At 31.6% G+C, this 16,714-nt stretch carries 18 protein-coding genes; all 18 read left to right on the forward strand.

The window, feature by feature from the left end; genetic code table 11:
* The first annotated feature begins 82 nt into the window (after positions 1–82).
* The 18 genes from QBK95_RS21690 to QBK95_RS21775 all read left to right on the forward strand — a co-directional run bounded on the left by QBK95_RS21690 (position 83) and on the right by QBK95_RS21775 (position 16,711).
* Positions 83–568: a GNAT family N-acetyltransferase gene (locus tag QBK95_RS21690; protein ID WP_280936663.1), complete on the forward strand. Its 486-nt coding sequence runs from the start codon at positions 83–85 to the stop codon at positions 566–568.
* A 3-nt stretch (positions 569–571) separates the two neighbouring features.
* On the forward strand, positions 572–1,429 hold the full coding sequence (gene prmC, locus QBK95_RS21695) for a peptide chain release factor N(5)-glutamine methyltransferase (RefSeq protein ID WP_280936664.1): 858 nt from the start codon (positions 572–574) through the stop codon (positions 1,427–1,429).
* Between the two features lie 12 nt (positions 1,430–1,441).
* Complete coding sequence (locus QBK95_RS21700; protein WP_280936665.1) at positions 1,442–2,032, forward strand: LOG family protein; 591 nt, start codon at positions 1,442–1,444, stop codon at positions 2,030–2,032.
* 44 nt (positions 2,033–2,076) lie between these two features.
* Positions 2,077–4,071, forward strand: a complete 1,995-nt coding sequence (gene ligA / locus QBK95_RS21705; protein ID WP_280936666.1) for an NAD-dependent DNA ligase LigA — start codon at positions 2,077–2,079, stop codon at positions 4,069–4,071.
* On the forward strand, positions 4,071–4,763 hold the full coding sequence (locus QBK95_RS21710) for a lysoplasmalogenase family protein (protein ID WP_280936667.1): 693 nt from the start codon (positions 4,071–4,073) through the stop codon (positions 4,761–4,763). The genes ligA and QBK95_RS21710 overlap by 1 nt, the downstream gene beginning before the upstream one ends.
* Before the next feature lie 114 nt (positions 4,764–4,877).
* A complete protein-coding gene (locus QBK95_RS21715; RefSeq protein WP_280936668.1) occupies positions 4,878–5,573 on the forward strand; it encodes a hypothetical protein in 696 nt (231 codons plus the stop codon).
* 371 nt (positions 5,574–5,944) lie between these two features.
* Positions 5,945–6,289: a hypothetical protein gene (locus QBK95_RS21720; RefSeq protein ID WP_280936669.1), complete on the forward strand. Its 345-nt coding sequence runs from the start codon at positions 5,945–5,947 to the stop codon at positions 6,287–6,289.
* Between the two features lie 255 nt (positions 6,290–6,544).
* Positions 6,545–7,060 (forward strand): hypothetical protein, encoded by a 516-nt coding sequence (locus QBK95_RS21725; RefSeq protein WP_280936670.1) that lies wholly within the window; start codon positions 6,545–6,547, stop codon positions 7,058–7,060.
* Positions 7,061–7,223: 163 nt separating this feature from the next.
* Positions 7,224–7,748 carry a DUF6913 domain-containing protein gene (locus QBK95_RS21730; RefSeq protein ID WP_280936671.1) on the forward strand — a complete coding sequence of 175 codons (525 nt, stop codon included), beginning with the start codon at positions 7,224–7,226 and terminating at the stop codon, positions 7,746–7,748.
* 1 nt (position 7,749) lies between these two features.
* On the forward strand, positions 7,750–8,625 hold the full coding sequence (gene dapA / locus QBK95_RS21735; RefSeq protein WP_280936672.1) for a 4-hydroxy-tetrahydrodipicolinate synthase: 876 nt from the start codon (positions 7,750–7,752) through the stop codon (positions 8,623–8,625).
* A gap of 9 nt (positions 8,626–8,634) precedes the next feature.
* Complete coding sequence (locus QBK95_RS21740) at positions 8,635–9,564, forward strand: ion channel (protein ID WP_280936673.1); 930 nt, start codon at positions 8,635–8,637, stop codon at positions 9,562–9,564.
* A gap of 123 nt (positions 9,565–9,687) precedes the next feature.
* Positions 9,688–10,479 (forward strand): outer membrane protein assembly factor BamD, encoded by a 792-nt coding sequence (locus tag QBK95_RS21745; protein WP_280936674.1) that lies wholly within the window; start codon positions 9,688–9,690, stop codon positions 10,477–10,479.
* A 15-nt stretch (positions 10,480–10,494) separates the two neighbouring features.
* Positions 10,495–10,827: a DNA-directed RNA polymerase subunit omega gene (locus QBK95_RS21750; protein ID WP_280936675.1), complete on the forward strand. Its 333-nt coding sequence runs from the start codon at positions 10,495–10,497 to the stop codon at positions 10,825–10,827.
* Positions 10,828–10,829: 2 nt separating this feature from the next.
* Complete coding sequence (coaBC, locus tag QBK95_RS21755; protein WP_280936676.1) at positions 10,830–12,044, forward strand: bifunctional phosphopantothenoylcysteine decarboxylase/phosphopantothenate--cysteine ligase CoaBC; 1,215 nt, start codon at positions 10,830–10,832, stop codon at positions 12,042–12,044.
* The gene (porD, locus tag QBK95_RS21760) at positions 12,037–12,924 is read left to right on the forward strand and encodes a type IX secretion system protein PorD (RefSeq protein WP_280936677.1); all 888 of its coding nucleotides are present in this window, start codon (positions 12,037–12,039) and stop codon (positions 12,922–12,924) included. Before coaBC ends, porD begins: the two co-directional genes overlap by 8 nt.
* Positions 12,925–13,003: 79 nt before the next feature.
* Positions 13,004–14,659 (forward strand): DNA repair protein RecN, encoded by a 1,656-nt coding sequence (recN, locus tag QBK95_RS21765; RefSeq protein ID WP_280936678.1) that lies wholly within the window; start codon positions 13,004–13,006, stop codon positions 14,657–14,659.
* 84 nt (positions 14,660–14,743) lie between these two features.
* A complete protein-coding gene (locus QBK95_RS21770; protein WP_280936679.1) occupies positions 14,744–15,562 on the forward strand; it encodes an enoyl-ACP reductase FabI in 819 nt (272 codons plus the stop codon).
* Positions 15,563–15,706: 144 nt separating this feature from the next.
* Entirely contained in the window at positions 15,707–16,711 is a 1,005-nt protein-coding gene (locus QBK95_RS21775) for a glycosyltransferase family 2 protein (RefSeq protein ID WP_280936680.1), read from the forward strand.
* Positions 16,712–16,714: the final 3 nt, after the last annotated feature.

Raw genomic sequence — 16,714 nt, forward strand, 5'->3', positions numbered from 1 at the left:
ATTTCATCTGGTTAAAAATATTAGACATAGTGATATTATATGTCGTTTTTGAGAGTAACAAAAGTAGTATTTATAAATCATAATGAGTACAATAAAAATCAGATCAGTTTCTTCTAAGGATAATAAGGCTTTAGCTCAAGTAATAAGGGATGTTTTAATCGAGATGGGAGTGCCTAAAGTAGGTACTGCCTATGAAGATGAAGCTTTGGACATGATGTATGAAACCTATGATGCACCTAGGAAGATGTATTATGTGGTTGAAGAAGACGGTAAAATCATTGGAGGTGCAGGGATTGCGCAATTAGAGAAAGAAGCATCAGAAATATGTGAACTTCAAAAAATGTATTTCCTTCCTGAGGCGAGAGGAAGAGGACTAGGATCTAAAATGATGAACACCTGTCTGGATTTTGCAAGAGAGCAAGGGTTTACTAAATGTTATCTGGAAACAATGCCTTATATGAAAGATGCCAGGAAATTATATGGTAAAGTAGGATTTAAGTCGCTCGACAAACCAATGGGAGATACAGGGCATTATAGTTGTCAGGCATGGATGATAAAAGAATTATAAGTTTTGAAAATAAAAGAACTTAGAAAAGATTTTATAGATTCATTATCAGGATGGTATGAGCCAGAAGAAGTGTTGTCGTTTTTTTACATCCTTTCTGAAAAGTTTTTGGGGTTAAGGCGTGTAGATATTGCACTAGCATTAAACAAAATTGTTACGGATGCTGAACTGTCTAATTTTGCTAATGCAAAAAAGAGATTAGAGCTTCAGGATCCTATTCAATATATTACTGGTGATACAGAATTCTATGGACTATCCTTTACGGTAAATCAAAATGTATTAATTCCAAGACCAGAAACTGAGGAGCTAGTCGATTGGATTGTAAAAGATTGCCAAGCCAATGAGAAATGTGACCAGTTAAGGATTTTAGATATAGGAACAGGTAGTGGTTGTATTGCCGTGGCATTGGCTAAGAATTTACCTAATGCTATAGTGTATGCGTTAGATGTTTCTGAAGAAGCTCTTAATGTTGCAAAAGCAAATGCAAAATATAATTTGGTCGATATAAAGTTTATGATATCAGATATACTTTCGTTGAATGCTTTAAACGAAAAATTTGATATCATAGTTTCTAACCCACCATATGTTCGAGAACTCGAAAAAAAAGAAATAAAACCGAATGTTTTAGAAAATGAACCTCATTTAGCACTTTTTGTTTCGGATCAGGACCCTTTAATTTTTTATAGAAAGATTACTAATTTGGCTAATGTCTCGTTACATGCAAAGGGTCGGTTGTATTTTGAGATTAATCAATACTTAGGGGCAGAAACAAAAGAAATGATCAGAGAACATGGGTTTAAGTCTATAGATTTAAGAAAAGATTTGTATAATAACGATCGAATGATTCGAGCTTGTTTAATTTAAAATACGTAGTGCATGAATAATTTAACTTCTATTTGCGTTTTTTGTGGAAGTAGTGAAGGGAATGATGTTAAGGTAATCGAGGAAGCTGTGACTCTTGGGAAAAAATTAGCAGAACAGGATATTACTTTGGTGTATGGAGCTGCTAAAATTGGAGTAATGGGTACAATAGCAAAAGCAACACTAGATCACAAAGGAAAAGTAATAGGAGTGATTCCAGATTTCTTAAAACTAAAAGAGGTAGTATACTTAGGATTAACAGAGTTGATTACTACAGATAATATGCATCAACGTAAAATGAAAATGCACGAACTTAGTGATGGTTTTATTACTTTACCAGGAGGTTTTGGAACATTAGAAGAATTATTTGAAATCATTACTTGGTCACAATTAGGTTTGCATCAAAAACCTATTGGCTTATTGAATATTAATGGATTTTACGATCATCTGCTGCAAATGTTAGAAACCATGGTAAGAAATGGTTTTCTGAAGATGGATAACTATGAGTTATTACTTGTAGACGATGATATTGATCGCTTGTTAAAAAAAATGAGAACGTTTAAACCAGCTCAAGTACCAAAATGGCTTAAGTCTGATAGAACATAATTAAAATAAAACTAACCTGATACCAGAAACCTGATACCAGAGCAATGAATATAGAACAGCAAATCAACGAATTAAGAGAAGAATTAAGACAGCATAACTATAATTATTATGTATTAGACGCCGCTACTATAAGTGATTACGAATTTGATATGAAACTCAAAGACCTTCAGTCACTTGAGGAAAAACATCCAGAATTTCATGACCCTAATTCACCTACGTTAAGAGTAGGAGGTCAGGTTACTAAGAATTTCAATACTGTGGTTCATGAGCAACGTATGTACTCCTTAGATAATTCATATTCTAAAGAAGACTTGTTAGATTGGGAAACTAGGATTAAAAAACTTGTTGATGGTGATGTGAGTTATACCTGTGAACTTAAATATGATGGAGCTTCTATAAGCCTTACGTATGAACATGGAGAATTAATTCGAGCAGTAACCAGAGGAGATGGAATTCAGGGAGATGATGTGACTACCAATGTGAAGACGATTAAATCGGTTCCTTTAAAGCTAAAAGGAGATTATCCTTCTAAATTTGATATTCGTGGTGAAATTGTACTGCCGTATGAAGGTTTTGAAAAAATGAATAAAGAACGAATTGCAGCAGGAGAAGAGCCTTATGCAAATCCAAGAAATACGGCTTCAGGAAGTTTAAAACTTCAAGATAGTAGTGAGACTGCAAAACGCCCATTAGATTGCTTGCTGTATAATTTAGCTGGAGATCGATTGGGGATATCCTCACAGTATGAAAGCTTAGAAAAAGCAAGAGCTTGGGGGTTTAAAGTTCCGCAAGAATCACGGTTAGCATCTTCTGTAGATGAAGTGTTGGAATTTGTTAATCTTTGGGATGAAAAAAGAAGGGAGCTGCCATACGAAACAGATGGTGTTGTTATCAAAGTGAATAATTTGCAACAACAAGAAGAACTAGGCTTTACAGCTAAAGCCCCAAGATGGGCTATGGCTTATAAATTTAAAGCAGAACAAGCCGTTACGACTTTAAATGAAATTACATATCAGGTTGGTCGAACTGGAGCTATTACACCAGTTGCTAATCTCGAACCTGTACAATTAGCTGGAACTACAGTGAAAAGAGCTTCGTTACATAATGCTGACCAGATTGAAAAATTAGATATTCGAGTAGATGACACAGTTTTTGTAGAAAAAGGAGGAGAGATTATTCCAAAAATTGTAGGAGTAGATTTTCAGAAAAGAACCAATGACTCTATATCTACTCAATACATAACTTCCTGTCCAGAATGTAATACAGCATTAATTCGTAAGGAAGGCGAAGCACAGCATTATTGTCCTAATGATCAAGGTTGCCCTCCGCAAATTATAGGTAGAATACAACATTATATTTCGCGTAAAGCACTAGATATTGATGGTTTAGGAGGAGAGACCGTTGCACTTTTGGTAAAAGAAGGTTTGATTACTAATTATGCGGATTTGTATAATTTAAAAAAAGAACAGATTATCCCGCTTGAACGAATGGCTGAAAAAAGTGCTGATAATTTGATAGAAGGAATAGTAAAATCCAAAGAAATCCCTTTTGAAAGAGTGTTGTTTGGTTTAGGAATTAGATATGTTGGGGAAACGGTAGCAAAGAAATTGGCAAAACATTATAAGTCAATTGATAACATCATGATTGCTACTGAAGAAGAACTAGTAAATGTTGATGAGATTGGAATTAAGATCGCTCAAAGTGTTAGAGAATTTTTTGATGCAGAAGAAAATAGAGTATTAGTAAATAATCTTGCACAACATGGGGTTCAATTGCAAATTTCAGCAGAAAAACTAGCTAATCAGACTGATAAGTTACAAGGTCAAATTTTTGTAGTTTCAGGTGTTTTTGAAAAAGTATCTCGTAATGAACTCAAAAAGTTGATAGAAGATAATGGCGCGAAAGTGTCAAGTTCTATTTCATCAAAAACAACATATGTAGTTGCTGGAGCTAATATGGGACCAAGTAAATTAGAGAAAGCAAATAAATTAGGAGTTTCTATCATAAACGAAGATGATTTTCTTAACTTAATTGCATAATGAAGGTAAGAACGCTCATAAAAATATTATTGCTAATCGCAGGAAGTCTGTGTGTTCTTAGTACAATAGTGCAAAACCCTACAATCGAATTGTATGCTAAACCAATGACCGTTCCTTTGTTTTTTATGCTATATTGGTTTAATGTAGAAAAAGTTGATGTACTATTCATTGTGGTTTTATCACTTTGCTTTCTTGGTGATATATTTCTTTTAACAGGTATAGAGAATGGTTTTAGGTATGTGTTACTGAGTTATACACTGTGTTATTTTATTTTATTTTATTTCCTGTATAAAAATCATAAACCTATAGATTATAATACAACGGATATAATCTATATATCTATCTTCTTTGTGGTTTGGACTATTATCGCGTATGTAATATACTTGGTAACAAATGAAAACATGGGAGATATAAGACCTTTTGGAATCGTTTATATAATTATTCTTTACGCTTTATTGATAGGAGCTGTTTTTCAATATATAAATATACGATCTCCTAAATCTCTTTGGTTTGTTATAGCTGTCCTTAACTTTGTAATTAGTGACTCGTGTTTTGCTTTAGATCGATTTTATGTTCCATCGCTAGAACTAAAAATCATAAATGCAATCTACCAGCTATTAGCAGTGTTTTTCTTGGTGAAGTTTAAAATTTCTAGCTCCGACCCTTTAAAAATCAAGAATATAGAATCTTAATATATTTGGCATTTCTGTTTATTTCGTTGAAATTTAGTATATTAACAAAAGGAATAATTGTATAATATAGTATATAAAGGGGAATTTTACGACTTTATACACGATCTAAATCAAATGAATGGAGAGAAACTACTAAAATTTTTAATTTCTTTTTTAATTGTATTGCAGGTATTGGGGTTTGTGTTTCAAATTCCTTTTTTAAAAACCTACAGTAATTCAATTTTACTTTTATCAATAATTATACAATATGTATGGTGCAGTAAACAGATCAAGGCAATACATATTGTTGTTGTTTTAGTATTTTTTGTACCAGAATTGATAAGCTGGCTTAATGATGAAATTGAGATTAAATACCAAATGATGGTGCATATAATAGGTTATTTGTTACTATTTTATTTCTTGTATTATAATCATAAGTCTTTTGAATATAACCGTAGAGATGTTTTTACTTTATTGCTGGGGAGCTCGTTATATACAGTAATTTTTTTTATAACATATTCGGTCATTAAAGAACCGATGGGAGAGTATAGTCTTATAGGTTTTTTTTATTTGTTATTGCTTTACGTATTGTTAATTGTTGGAGCTATGCATTATATAAATATTAGATCTGAAAAATCATTATGGTTTTTTTTGGCAATGTTAAATTTTGCGTTTAGTGATTTTATATTGTTGATAGATGAATTTTATCTTCAATCTAATGAATTAAAAGTTATTAGATTGATTTGTGCTCCACTGGCTCTTGTTTTTTTAACCAATTATATGATTACCAAAAATAAAAAGCTTAAGCAAGAAGAATTTGAAGGGTTTTAGAAATATAAATCATAGGATCATTGAATAAAAGTAAATTAGCATACCAGTTACTATATGCTTCCAGTTTTATACTGTTATTGACTTCTATTTTTAAGTTAGATTGGCTGGTTTATTCTAAAATAATGGTAGTATGTTCGGTTTCCTTAATATATATAATTGACGTCAAAAAAATAAATTATCTCGTGTTAGTTGCTATGCTATTGATTTTAATAGTAGAAATCTTATCTGTGATAGATTTTAAATTGCATTTTAGAATGATAAATATTCTAGCTTCTGTATACTATTGTCTAAATATGATTTTGTTATGGAAAAGCCTTCAGAAGATCCAAATCCAAGTTAAAAAGATTTTCACAATCCAGTTACTGATAACAATGAGTTTGATCATATATGTGGTGTATTCGGTTCAGGATATGATTTCTTTAAATATCAATGAGGACGGACTGTATCTTAATGTGTTTATTGTGTTATTTATATTATTTATTGGTATTTGCTATTATATATATCTCAATAGTAAAACAGTAGTGAGTTCATCTTTAATGATAGCTGCTTCTTGTTTTCTTATAGTTAATATTATGACTGTTCTGAATAAACTATATGTTTATCTAGATATTTTTGTTGTTATTTCTAATGTATTACAAGTGTTTGGACATTATTTTTTAATCAAATTTTTTATAGAACAAAAGGATCTAAAACCTAATAATGTGGAGTTCTTTTAATTAGTTGTTGATTTTTAATATCTTATGCTTGTATAAAAATTAAGAAATTATAGATAAGTAGTATTGAAGAACATCAAAGGGACATACGTGTTATTTTATTTTTCTTCCCTGCTCGTTATTTTAGTTGCGATATTTTTGGATAAATCTTGCTTGCTATACGTAAAGCCACTAATTCCCATATCTCTAGGATTTATTGCCTTATTTTATGTAAAGAAATCATTAAAATTATATTTCATTTTAGCGATGTTAACTATTATGATTAATGATACATTAATCTATCTTGATTTTGAAAAATATTTTACCCAAGTAGCGATAACAATTATCACTTTTTACGTTTTGTGTTTACTTCTCTTAAAAAAATATATAAACTGGAAAGATATTCAATTAAAGAAGTTGGTTTCATTTCCTATTGTAATCAGTGTAATCCTGATAGGATATTTAACTTTCGAAATATCTAGTTTAGTGTTGCCTAATCTGCAAAATTATTTAATTTCTTTTTTTTTAATACTTATTGCACTTCTGTGGTTTGTAGGGACTTGTTTTTTTATTTATATCAATGATAAATTTTATGGTAATTTTAGGTTGTTTATTACCGCAAGTTGCTGCCTTTTTGTTACTGCATTATTACTAATTAATGATTTTTATTATTATAGCAGAGTGTTTACAGTACTTATCAATATAGCAGAAGCTATTGGGCTTTACTTTTTTACAAAGTTTTTCATTGAAGCCAAATATATTGAAGCAGAACCTGAAAAAGAGAATTATTTTTAGTTGATGTTTTATGAATTAATATTGGTATTAAACAGATAAGAGTAGTATTGTTATTTAAATAACTAAAATATATGGGCTTTCTTAATTTTCTGTTTTTCTTAAGTCGTACAGCCTGTTTTTGAAATGTAAAATAGCTACATTTGTTTCTTAATCTTTTTTATAAATGATTTTAAAGGGTCTTAAACGAAATGCATTAAAAAAAAGCATTGAATCTCATATTAAAAAAAGAAAGTCTCAAGCTAAAGGGGTTTCTAATATTCAAAGTTTAGCGGTTCTTATCGACGCTTCTCAGTCTGTGAATGTATTGTCGGTAGTTAAATTAGCTAATGAGTTAGGAGTAAAGTCAGAACGGCTAAAGGTAATGGGATATAAAGAAGATCAGAAAGAGATTTCTGATGATAAAGATGCAGCATATTATAATGATAAGAGTTTTGGTGTAGGTGGCACTGTAAAAAGTAATTCTTTAAATGAATTTATACAAAAAGAGTACGATGTTTTGATTAATTTTTATTCTGAAAGTAAATTAGAACTGGATTATGTTGCTGCAGCTTCTAAAGCAAAGTTTAAGGTTGGCTTTGCAGAAATAGATAACCGTATTAATGATTTGGTTATTGGCGCTGCAAACCAAAACACAAACCTCTTTATTTCCGAATTAAAAAAATATTTAAAAATTTTACAGATAATATAATATGAGTGCTTTTCTGAGAGGAACTGGTGTAGCATTAGCGACACCTTTTAATAATGACGGTTCAATTGATTTTGATGGAGTGACATCGTTAGTTGAATATTGTATCAATGGTGGAGTAGAGTATCTGGTGGTTTTAGGAACTACAGCAGAATCAGTAACACTTACTAAGGAAGAAAAAAAGAGTTTAGTAGCGCATATTATACAAATAAATAATAAAAGACTTCCATTAGTAATTGGTATTGGAGGAAATAATACAGCAGCAATTCTCGAAGAAATGAGAACTACAAATGTTTCAGATTTTGATGCGATTCTTTCTGTAGTTCCCATGTATAATAGACCAACCCAAGAAGGCATATATCAGCATTATAAAAAAATTAATGATGAAACTCCTTTGCCTGTATTGTTGTATAATGTTCCATCCAGAACTGGTGTAAATATGAGTGCAGATACTACACTTAGATTATCACAATTAGATAATATTATTGGAATCAAAGAAGCTACAGGAGATTTCACTCAAGTACTTAAAATACTTAAAAATCGTCCAAAGGATTTTCTGGTAATTTCGGGAGATGATGCCTTAGCTTTGCCAGCAGTTGCTGCTGGAGGAGATGGAGTTATTAGTGTAGTTGGCCAAGGATTTCCAGAAGAGTTTGCAGAAATGATTCGTTTGGGACTTTCAGGAGAAACTAAAAAAGCTTTTGATATCCTATATAAAATATTACCTGTATTGGATTATGCTTTTGCCGAAGGTAATCCTGCAGGAATTAAGAATATTTTAAAAGTGAAAGGTATTTGTGAAGATTATTTACGTTTACCTCTGATTTCAGTTTCTGAAGAATTAGCTGAAAAAATAAAAAGTTTTATAAAGAGTAACTAATAGGCTTTCATGGCTAAAAAAATAAAGGATCCAGGAATTGGTTTGTCATCAGACAAACAAGCAAAGCGGTTTATCAACCCTGATGGTTCTTTTAATATAAAGCATATCAACAGGCTAACTTCTATTTCCAGAAGCTATAATTATTTAATTCATATTACCTGGACAAAGTTTTTTGGTTGGGTTTTGTTAGGTTATGTGATTATAAATTCTTTTTTCGCAATTGTGTATACCATATTAGGGATTTCTGCAATTGCAGAACCTACTGGTAGTGTTTTAGAAGATTTTTTTAATGCATTCTTTTTTTCTGCACAAACGGTTACTACAGTTGGATATGGTGCAATGGCTCCTGAAGGGCTTCTTTTTGGCGTGATTTCTTCTTTTGAAGCTTTGATAGGGTTATTAAGTTTTTCTTTTATTACAGGTTTGTTGTACGGTAGATTTTCTAAACCAAAATCAAGTATTAGGTTTAGTGATGTGATGGTTTTAAGAAAGCATAAAGGTGTAGATTGTATTATGTTTAGATTGATGAGCAGAAGCACTAATGTGATGATTCGCCCCAAAGTGGAAGTAACATTATCCCTATCACGAATATCAGAAGAAAAAAAATACGTAAACAATTTTTATAGTCTTAAATTAGAAAGAAACGAAATCACCTATTTACCAACAACTTGGACAATAGTACACCCTATTATAGAATCCAGCCCTTTAGCTGAATTTCAGAGAGAAGAACTGTCAGAGCTACAAGGAGAAATATTGATATTAGTAACGTATTATGATGAGTCTTTTGCGCAAGAAGTACATCAGGTACATTCGTATGTGTTGAATAATTTAAAATTAGATGAAGCATTTGTTCCTGCATTTCATTATGATGAAGAAGGGTTTACTATTTTGGATCATGATAAAATAAGTAGCACAAACGTTTTAAAATCAGATAATTAGACTGATTTATTTTTTCTTTTTTATTTTGCAACAAGGACATAGTTTTTTAGTTATTTAATAGATGAATTAAAGTTTTTGTAATACGGTAGAAATATCTATTTTTGCCAGACGTTTTTTTAAGCTATGAAAAGATTATTGTTTTTATTGATTTTGGTGCTATCCTTAGGTTCTTGTAGTGAGTATCAAAAGGCACTTAAAAGTGAAGAAGTAGGGCCCAAATATAAGTTGGCAGAAGAATTATATAAAGAAGGAAAATATAAAAAAGCATTGCGCCTTTTTGAACAAATCGTTCCTCAGTTTAGAGGGAAACCACAAGCAGAAAGAGTAATGTATTATTATGCAGATACTTATTATAACTTAGAAGATTATTATTTGGCAGGATATCAATTCGAAAGATTTACTAAATCTTATCCTAATAGTGATAAAAATGAAGAAGCTGCTTTTAAAGGAGCAAAGAGTTATTATAATCTATCTCCAAGATATAGCCTAGATCAAAAAGAAACTGATGAAGCTCTTGAAAAATTGCAGATATATATTAATGCATTTCCAGAGAGTGAAAATTTAGAAGAAGCTAATACATTGGTTGCGGAGTTAAGAAATAAAAAAGAAAAGAAAGCTTTCAAAATAGCAAAGCAATATCATCATAGAGAAAACTATAAAGTAGCAATAACAGCATTTGATAATTACTTAATTGATTATCCTGGATCTACTTTTAGAGAAAAAGTATTATATTACAAGTTTGAATCTCAGTATTTGTTAGCTATTGGTAGCTACGAAGAACTTGTAAAAGAAAGACTAGAAACAGCGGATGACTTTTATAATAACTATAAAAAATATTATAAAGAAGGTGAGTTTACTGCAGATGCTGAAGAAATATCAGAAGATATAAAATCAAGATTAGAAAAATTTAATTAGAAAATTTAGGAGAAGATGGATTTGAAAAAAAGTAATGCACCTGTAAATACAACTACTATTGATAAAAATTTAGTGGATCAACCAACAGGTAATATCTATGAAGCAATTTCAGTAATATCTAAAAGAGCAAATCAGATCAATACCGATATCAAAAAAGAGCTTTTAGAGAAATTAGATGAATTCGCTACCTATAATGATAGTTTAGAAGAAATCTTTGAAAACAAAGAGCAAATTGAAGTTTCTAAATTCTACGAAAGATTACCTAAACCACATTCTCTTGCAGCTCAAGAATGGTTAGAAGATAAAATATATTACAGAAATACAAAGACAGACTCGGAATCTCTATAAGTATGTCATCAATATTAGGCAGTAAAAAAGTTTTAATAGGTGTCACCGCTGGTATTGCTGCATATAAAACAGCTTCTTTGGTGCGTCTGTTTATTAAATCAGGCGCAGAAGTTAAGGTCGTAATGACTCCAGCAGCAAAAGATTTTGTAACACCTCTCACACTATCTACATTATCCAAAAACCCTGTAAACTCTTCTTTTTTTAACGAAGAAGATGAAAATGCAGAATGGAATAATCACGTAGAACTTGGGCTATGGGCAGATTTAATGGTCATAGCACCTGCAACAGCTAATACTTTGTCAAAAATGTCAACTGGGAATAGTGATAATCTCTTGTTGGCAACATATTTATCTGCAAAATGCCCAGTGTATTTTGCTCCTGCTATGGATTTAGATATGTATAATCACCCATCAACTCATGAAACCTTTCAAAAACTTCAAGAGTTTGGGAATATTATGATTCCAGCAGAGTCTGGAGAATTGGCGAGTGGATTGGTAGGGCAAGGAAGAATGGCAGAACCTGCAACAATCATAAGTTTTATAGAAAACGATATTTTAGATAAACTACCACTAAAAGGGCAAAAAGTTTTAATTACTGCAGGTCCAACCTATGAAGCTATAGACCCTGTTAGATTTATTGGTAATCATTCTAGTGGTAAAATGGGAATAGAACTAGCTAAAGCAGCTGCCAATTTAGGAGCAAGGGTTACATTAATTTTAGGCCCATCATCTCTTACAGTAAATCATGATTTTATAAAGGTGGTACCTGTAGTTAGTGCTGCATCAATGTATGAGGCTGTAACATCAGAATTTGACACCTGTAATATTGCGATTGCTTCGGCTGCAGTAGCAGATTATAGACCTAAGCATATTGCTGAACAAAAAATAAAGAAGGCAGATAGCAATTTTTCTATTGAATTAGAACGTACTACAGATATTCTTAAATGGATGGGATCTGTAAAAAAAGACCAGTTTTTGGTTGGGTTTGCGCTCGAAACTGAAAATGAAGAAGAAAACGCAAAAAATAAGCTTAAAAAGAAAAATTTAGATCTTATTGTTCTTAACTCTCTTAATGATAAAGGAGCAGGTTTTAAAGGGCAAACTAATAAAGTAACGCTTATTAATCATAAATTTGAAATTAAAGCGTTTGAACTTAAAACCAAAACAGCGGTTGCACAGGATATTTTTAATGAAATTAATGAACTACGCAATGCATAAACTCTTTCTTTTTTTAATACTTGTTAATGGTATTGTTCTTAATGCTCAAGAATTCAATGCCACCGTAGCAGTGAATGCTGAACAAACAGGAAACCCTAATTTGCAAGTTTTTAAAACTATGGAGCGTGCGGTTACAGAGTTTGTAAACAATACTAAATGGACTGATGTAGATTATCGTACAGAAGAACGAATTGATTGTAGTTTCTTTATTACAATTAATGGTTTTACTAATGATAGTTTTACTGCAACATTGCAAGTGCAAGCATCCAGACCAACATATGGATCTAACTATAAAACGTCGATTTTAAACATTAATGATAAGCAGTTTAATTTTAATTATTTAGAGTTTCAGCCTTTAAATTATAATCCTAATAATTTTGAGTCAAACCTTATATCGGTCATTGCGTTCTATTTGTATACTATCTTAGGTATAGATGCAGATACTTTTGAGTTAAATTCTGGAACAGCTTATTTTCAAGAAGCAAAAAACATTGTTGGGAATGCGCAGGGAAGTAATTCTTTGGGTTGGAATGCACAAGATGGTACCCAAACCAGATTTAGATTAAATGATGATTTATTATCGGGGACTTATGATGGTTATAGATCTGCTATGTATACCTATCACAGAGAGGGACTTGATGCTATGAGTAGTGATTTGAAAAAAGGAAAAACCTCTATTTTAGAGTCTCTTAATGTATTGTCCGAAGTGCATCGAGTTAGACCTAATTCATATATAATGAGGGTATTCTTTGATGCAAAAGCCGATGAGGTAACAACAATTCTATCAGGAGGTCCTTCACTTAATATTGTAGATACAATGGCAATTTTAAGTAGAATAGCTCCCACATACTCTAAAAATTGGGCAGAGATAAAGTTTTAAGTATTTCTTTTTTTGAAATCTTTTTAAAACTATAGTATCTTTACTTTCTTTTATAAACAACAAAAAATATTTCTATCCTTTGCTTAGAAGTCTTTCTATAAAAAACTTCGCTTTAATCGAACAATTACAGGTTTCCTTTGATTCCGGTTTGATTACTATTACAGGAGAAACAGGTGCAGGAAAATCTTTGCTTTTGGGAGCTTTAGGGCTTTTATTAGGTAAAAGAGCTGACCTTAATAATGTTAAAGATAATACTATAAAATGTGCCATTGAAGGGGTTTTTGATATAGAAAAATATGACCTTCATTCTTTTTTTGAAGAAGAAGAGCTGGATTATGAGGCAGAAACTATTATAAGAAGAGAAATCCTTCCTTCTGGGAAATCAAGAGCTTTTATCAATGATACACCTGTTACGTTACAGTCGCTGAATGCGCTTGGACTGCGGTTAATAGATATCCATAGTCAGCATCAAACGCTGGAAGTGACTACAAATAATTTTCAGTTTGAGGTATTAGATGCACTATCTGAAGCAGGTAGAGAAATACAATCATATAAAAGAGGATTAACACTTCTAAAACAGAAACAAAAAGAAGAAAAAACTCTTGTAGAAAACCAACAAGAGTTTACCAAAGAATATGATTATAATTCTTTTTTATTAAAAGAATTAGAAGAAGCAAAACTTAAAGTAGGTGAATTACCAGAGTTAGAAGAACGTCACGAGACACTCGTGAATATTGAAGAAATTCAAGATCGATTGTCAAGTGCGGTATCCATGATTTCTTCTGATGAAGTAGGAGTTTCTGATGTCTTGAATGCTATAAAAACGAATATAAACAAGATAGCACCTTATTCTGGAGCTTTAAAAGAGTTGTCAGATAGGATTCAGAGTGTATTTATAGAGTTAGAAGATATCAATGGCTCTTTACAGGATGAGTTAGAACGATTAGAAGCAGATCCAGAACAATTAGAAGAAGTTAGTCAGAGATTACAAATGTTACACAATCTACAGACAAAGCATGGAGTAGCTACAATAGAAGAGCTTATAAAAATAAAAGAAGAGCTTCAGGAAAAAGTGGCAAAGACAGAATCACTTACTGAAGACATTGAAAAAGTAAAAAAGGAAATTGAGGTTACAAAAGCTCAATTGGATGAAGTTGCAGTTAGGATTCATAAAAAAAGAACAAAAGCATTACCAAAATTAGTGTCAGAATTAGAAGACATTTTAAAGTCATTAGGTATGCCTAACGCATCGTTTAAAACGTCTTTAGAATTACAAGAAGAATATCTGTCTAATGGAAAAGAAATATTAGAGTTTCTGTTTTCTGCTAATAAAGGTGGTACGTTTGGTGAATTAAAAAAAGTAGCATCTGGAGGAGAATTGTCTAGGATCATGATTGGTATAAAAGCAATACTTTCTCGTTATACACAGTTGCCAACCATTATTTTTGATGAGATAGATACAGGAGTTTCTGGAGAAATTGCTCATAAAATGGCAGATTTAATGATGTTAATGAGCAAGAATTTACAAGTGTTTAGTATCACACATTTGCCTCAGATAGCTGCAAATGGCCAAAGCCAGTATAAGGTATATAAGGAAGATGTAAATAATGCTACAGTGACTAGGCTTAAGTTGCTAAGTGAAGAAGATAGAGTAAAAGAGATTGCAGAAATGATAGGAGGTAAAGATATTTCTGAATCTGCATTGACACACGCTAAGTCATTATTATATAATTAAACTAAAGTTGAAAGAGAATAGTTTCGGTTTAGGTCGTTTTGTTATCTTTACCGTTCGAAAAATCATTTTATAATTTACTATTAAATGTCATATAATTTATTAAAAGGTAAAAGAGGGATTATTTTTGGAGCACTGGATGAAAATTCAATAGCTTGGAAAACTGCAGAACGTGTTTTTGAAGAAGGAGGAACTTTTGTACTTACAAATGCTCCAGTGGCAATGCGTATGGGAGCAATAAAAGAACTTGCAGAAAAAACCAATTCTCAGATCATACCAGCCGATGCAACCTCGTTAGAAGATTTAGAAAATCTTGTAGAAAAATCAGTGGAGATATTAGGAGGTAAATTGGATTTTGTGTTGCATTCTATTGGAATGTCAGTAAATGTTAGAAAAGGGCGTCATTATACAGATCTTAACTATGATTGGAGTGAAAAAGGGTGGGATGTCTCTGCACTTTCATTTCATAAAACCATGCAAACTTTATTTAAAAAAGAAGCTATGAGTGAATGGGGAAGTATTGTAGCGCTTACATATATGGCTTCTCAGAGAGTTTTTCCTGATTATAATGATATGGCAGATAATAAAGCGTATCTAGAATCCATAGCGCGTAGTTTTGGTTACTTCTTTGGGAGAGATAAAAAAGTAAGAGTAAATACGATCTCACAATCTCCCACGCCAACCACTGCAGGAAAAGGAGTGAAAGGATTTGATGGATTTATCGAATATGCTGATAAAATGTCTCCATTAGGTAATGCCTCAGCTGCAGATTGTGCAGATTATACAATTACATTATTTTCTGATCTTACTAAAAAAGTAACCTTACAAAACTTATATCATGATGGAGGATTCTCTAATATGGGTGTAAGTCAAATGGTGATGGAAAAATTTATAGATGAAGAATAAGTAGTTTACAATATTAATATCTTATTAAAAAGCTCAGTTCTGGTAGAATTGAGCTTTTTAGCTTCTAAATAACAAGTTGTTCTGAAGCATTAAAATCCTAATTACGATCTATGGTAGGATATTTTGTTTACTTACCTTTGCGCAATGAATATTAGGTACTCTTTTATTATACCTGTGTATAACAGGCCTCAAGAAATTGATGAGCTATTGAGTAGTATGCGTTCTATGACGTTTACCAGAGATTTCGAGATTGTGATTGTAGAAGATGGCTCCACAGAGACTTCAGCTCATATAATTGATCAATATAAAGATGAATTACAGATAAGTTATTATCAAAAAATCAATACTGGTCCTGGAGATTCTCGTAATTACGGAATGCGAAAAGCAAAAGGGAATTATTTTTTAATCCTTGATAGTGATGTAATCCTTCCGCCTAATTATTTATTAGAAGTGGATGCTTTTCTTTCGGCTAATTATGTACATTGTTTTGGAGGGCCAGATGATGCACATAAGGATTTTTCTAGTTTACAAAAAGCCATAAGTTTTAGTATGACTTCATATCTTACAACTGGAGGCATTAGAGGGCGTAAAAACACAATAGGAAAATTTCAACCTCGTAGTTTTAATATGGGTATATCAAAGGAAGCTTTTGATGCTTCAGAAGGTTTTGGAAATATTCATCCTGGTGAAGACCCCGATCTGACCATAAGATTATGGAAACTTAATTATGATACAGCATTAATAGCCAATGCAAAGGTATTTCATAAGAGAAGAATTTCATGGGATAAATTTTACACTCAGGTTCATAAATTTGGATTAGTCAGACCTATTCTTAATCTATGGCATCCTGAAACCTCAAAAATTACGTATTGGTTTCCTTCTTTATTTATAGTCTATACAATATGTGCTGTGGTAATGGCGATATTGGGGTATTGGTATTTTATAGCCATTTGGTTACTGTATCTGATGATTATTTTTGTAAACGCTACAATAAATTATAATAGCCCTTCAATTGGTGTTAAGTCTGTTATTGCGGTATTAGTGCAATTTTATGGCTATGGGAAAGGATTCCTGAAATCTTATTATTATATTCATCTATTGAAAAAAGTACCAGAACAAAAATTTAAGAAGTTGTTTTTTTCTAAGTAACAC

The sequence above is a fragment of the Aquimarina mycalae genome, from assembly GCF_029906345.1.
GTDB lineage: Bacteria > Bacteroidota > Bacteroidia > Flavobacteriales > Flavobacteriaceae > Aquimarina.

What these genes read in the sequence shown, in the direction of transcription:
- QBK95_RS21690 (WP_280936663.1), top strand. Translation starts at nt 83, where the DNA reads ATGAGTACAATAAAAATCAGATCAGTTTCTTCTAAGGATAATAAGGCT.
- QBK95_RS21700 (WP_280936665.1), top strand. Translation starts at nt 1,442, where the DNA reads ATGAATAATTTAACTTCTATTTGCGTTTTTTGTGGAAGTAGTGAAGGG.
- ligA (WP_280936666.1), top strand. Translation starts at nt 2,077, where the DNA reads ATGAATATAGAACAGCAAATCAACGAATTAAGAGAAGAATTAAGACAG.
- QBK95_RS21710 (WP_280936667.1), top strand. Translation starts at nt 4,071, where the DNA reads ATGAAGGTAAGAACGCTCATAAAAATATTATTGCTAATCGCAGGAAGT.
- QBK95_RS21715 (WP_280936668.1), top strand. Translation starts at nt 4,878, where the DNA reads ATGAATGGAGAGAAACTACTAAAATTTTTAATTTCTTTTTTAATTGTA.
- QBK95_RS21720 (WP_280936669.1), top strand. Translation starts at nt 5,945, where the DNA reads ATGAGTTTGATCATATATGTGGTGTATTCGGTTCAGGATATGATTTCT.
- QBK95_RS21725 (WP_280936670.1), top strand. Translation starts at nt 6,545, where the DNA reads ATGATTAATGATACATTAATCTATCTTGATTTTGAAAAATATTTTACC.
- QBK95_RS21730 (WP_280936671.1), top strand. Translation starts at nt 7,224, where the DNA reads ATGATTTTAAAGGGTCTTAAACGAAATGCATTAAAAAAAAGCATTGAA.
- dapA (WP_280936672.1), top strand. Translation starts at nt 7,750, where the DNA reads ATGAGTGCTTTTCTGAGAGGAACTGGTGTAGCATTAGCGACACCTTTT.
- QBK95_RS21740 (WP_280936673.1), top strand. Translation starts at nt 8,635, where the DNA reads ATGGCTAAAAAAATAAAGGATCCAGGAATTGGTTTGTCATCAGACAAA.
- QBK95_RS21745 (WP_280936674.1), top strand. Translation starts at nt 9,688, where the DNA reads ATGAAAAGATTATTGTTTTTATTGATTTTGGTGCTATCCTTAGGTTCT.
- QBK95_RS21750 (WP_280936675.1), top strand. Translation starts at nt 10,495, where the DNA reads ATGGATTTGAAAAAAAGTAATGCACCTGTAAATACAACTACTATTGAT.
- coaBC (WP_280936676.1), top strand. Translation starts at nt 10,830, where the DNA reads ATGTCATCAATATTAGGCAGTAAAAAAGTTTTAATAGGTGTCACCGCT.
- porD (WP_280936677.1), top strand. Translation starts at nt 12,037, where the DNA reads ATGCATAAACTCTTTCTTTTTTTAATACTTGTTAATGGTATTGTTCTT.
- QBK95_RS21770 (WP_280936679.1), top strand. Translation starts at nt 14,744, where the DNA reads ATGTCATATAATTTATTAAAAGGTAAAAGAGGGATTATTTTTGGAGCA.
- QBK95_RS21775 (WP_280936680.1), top strand. Translation starts at nt 15,707, where the DNA reads ATGAATATTAGGTACTCTTTTATTATACCTGTGTATAACAGGCCTCAA.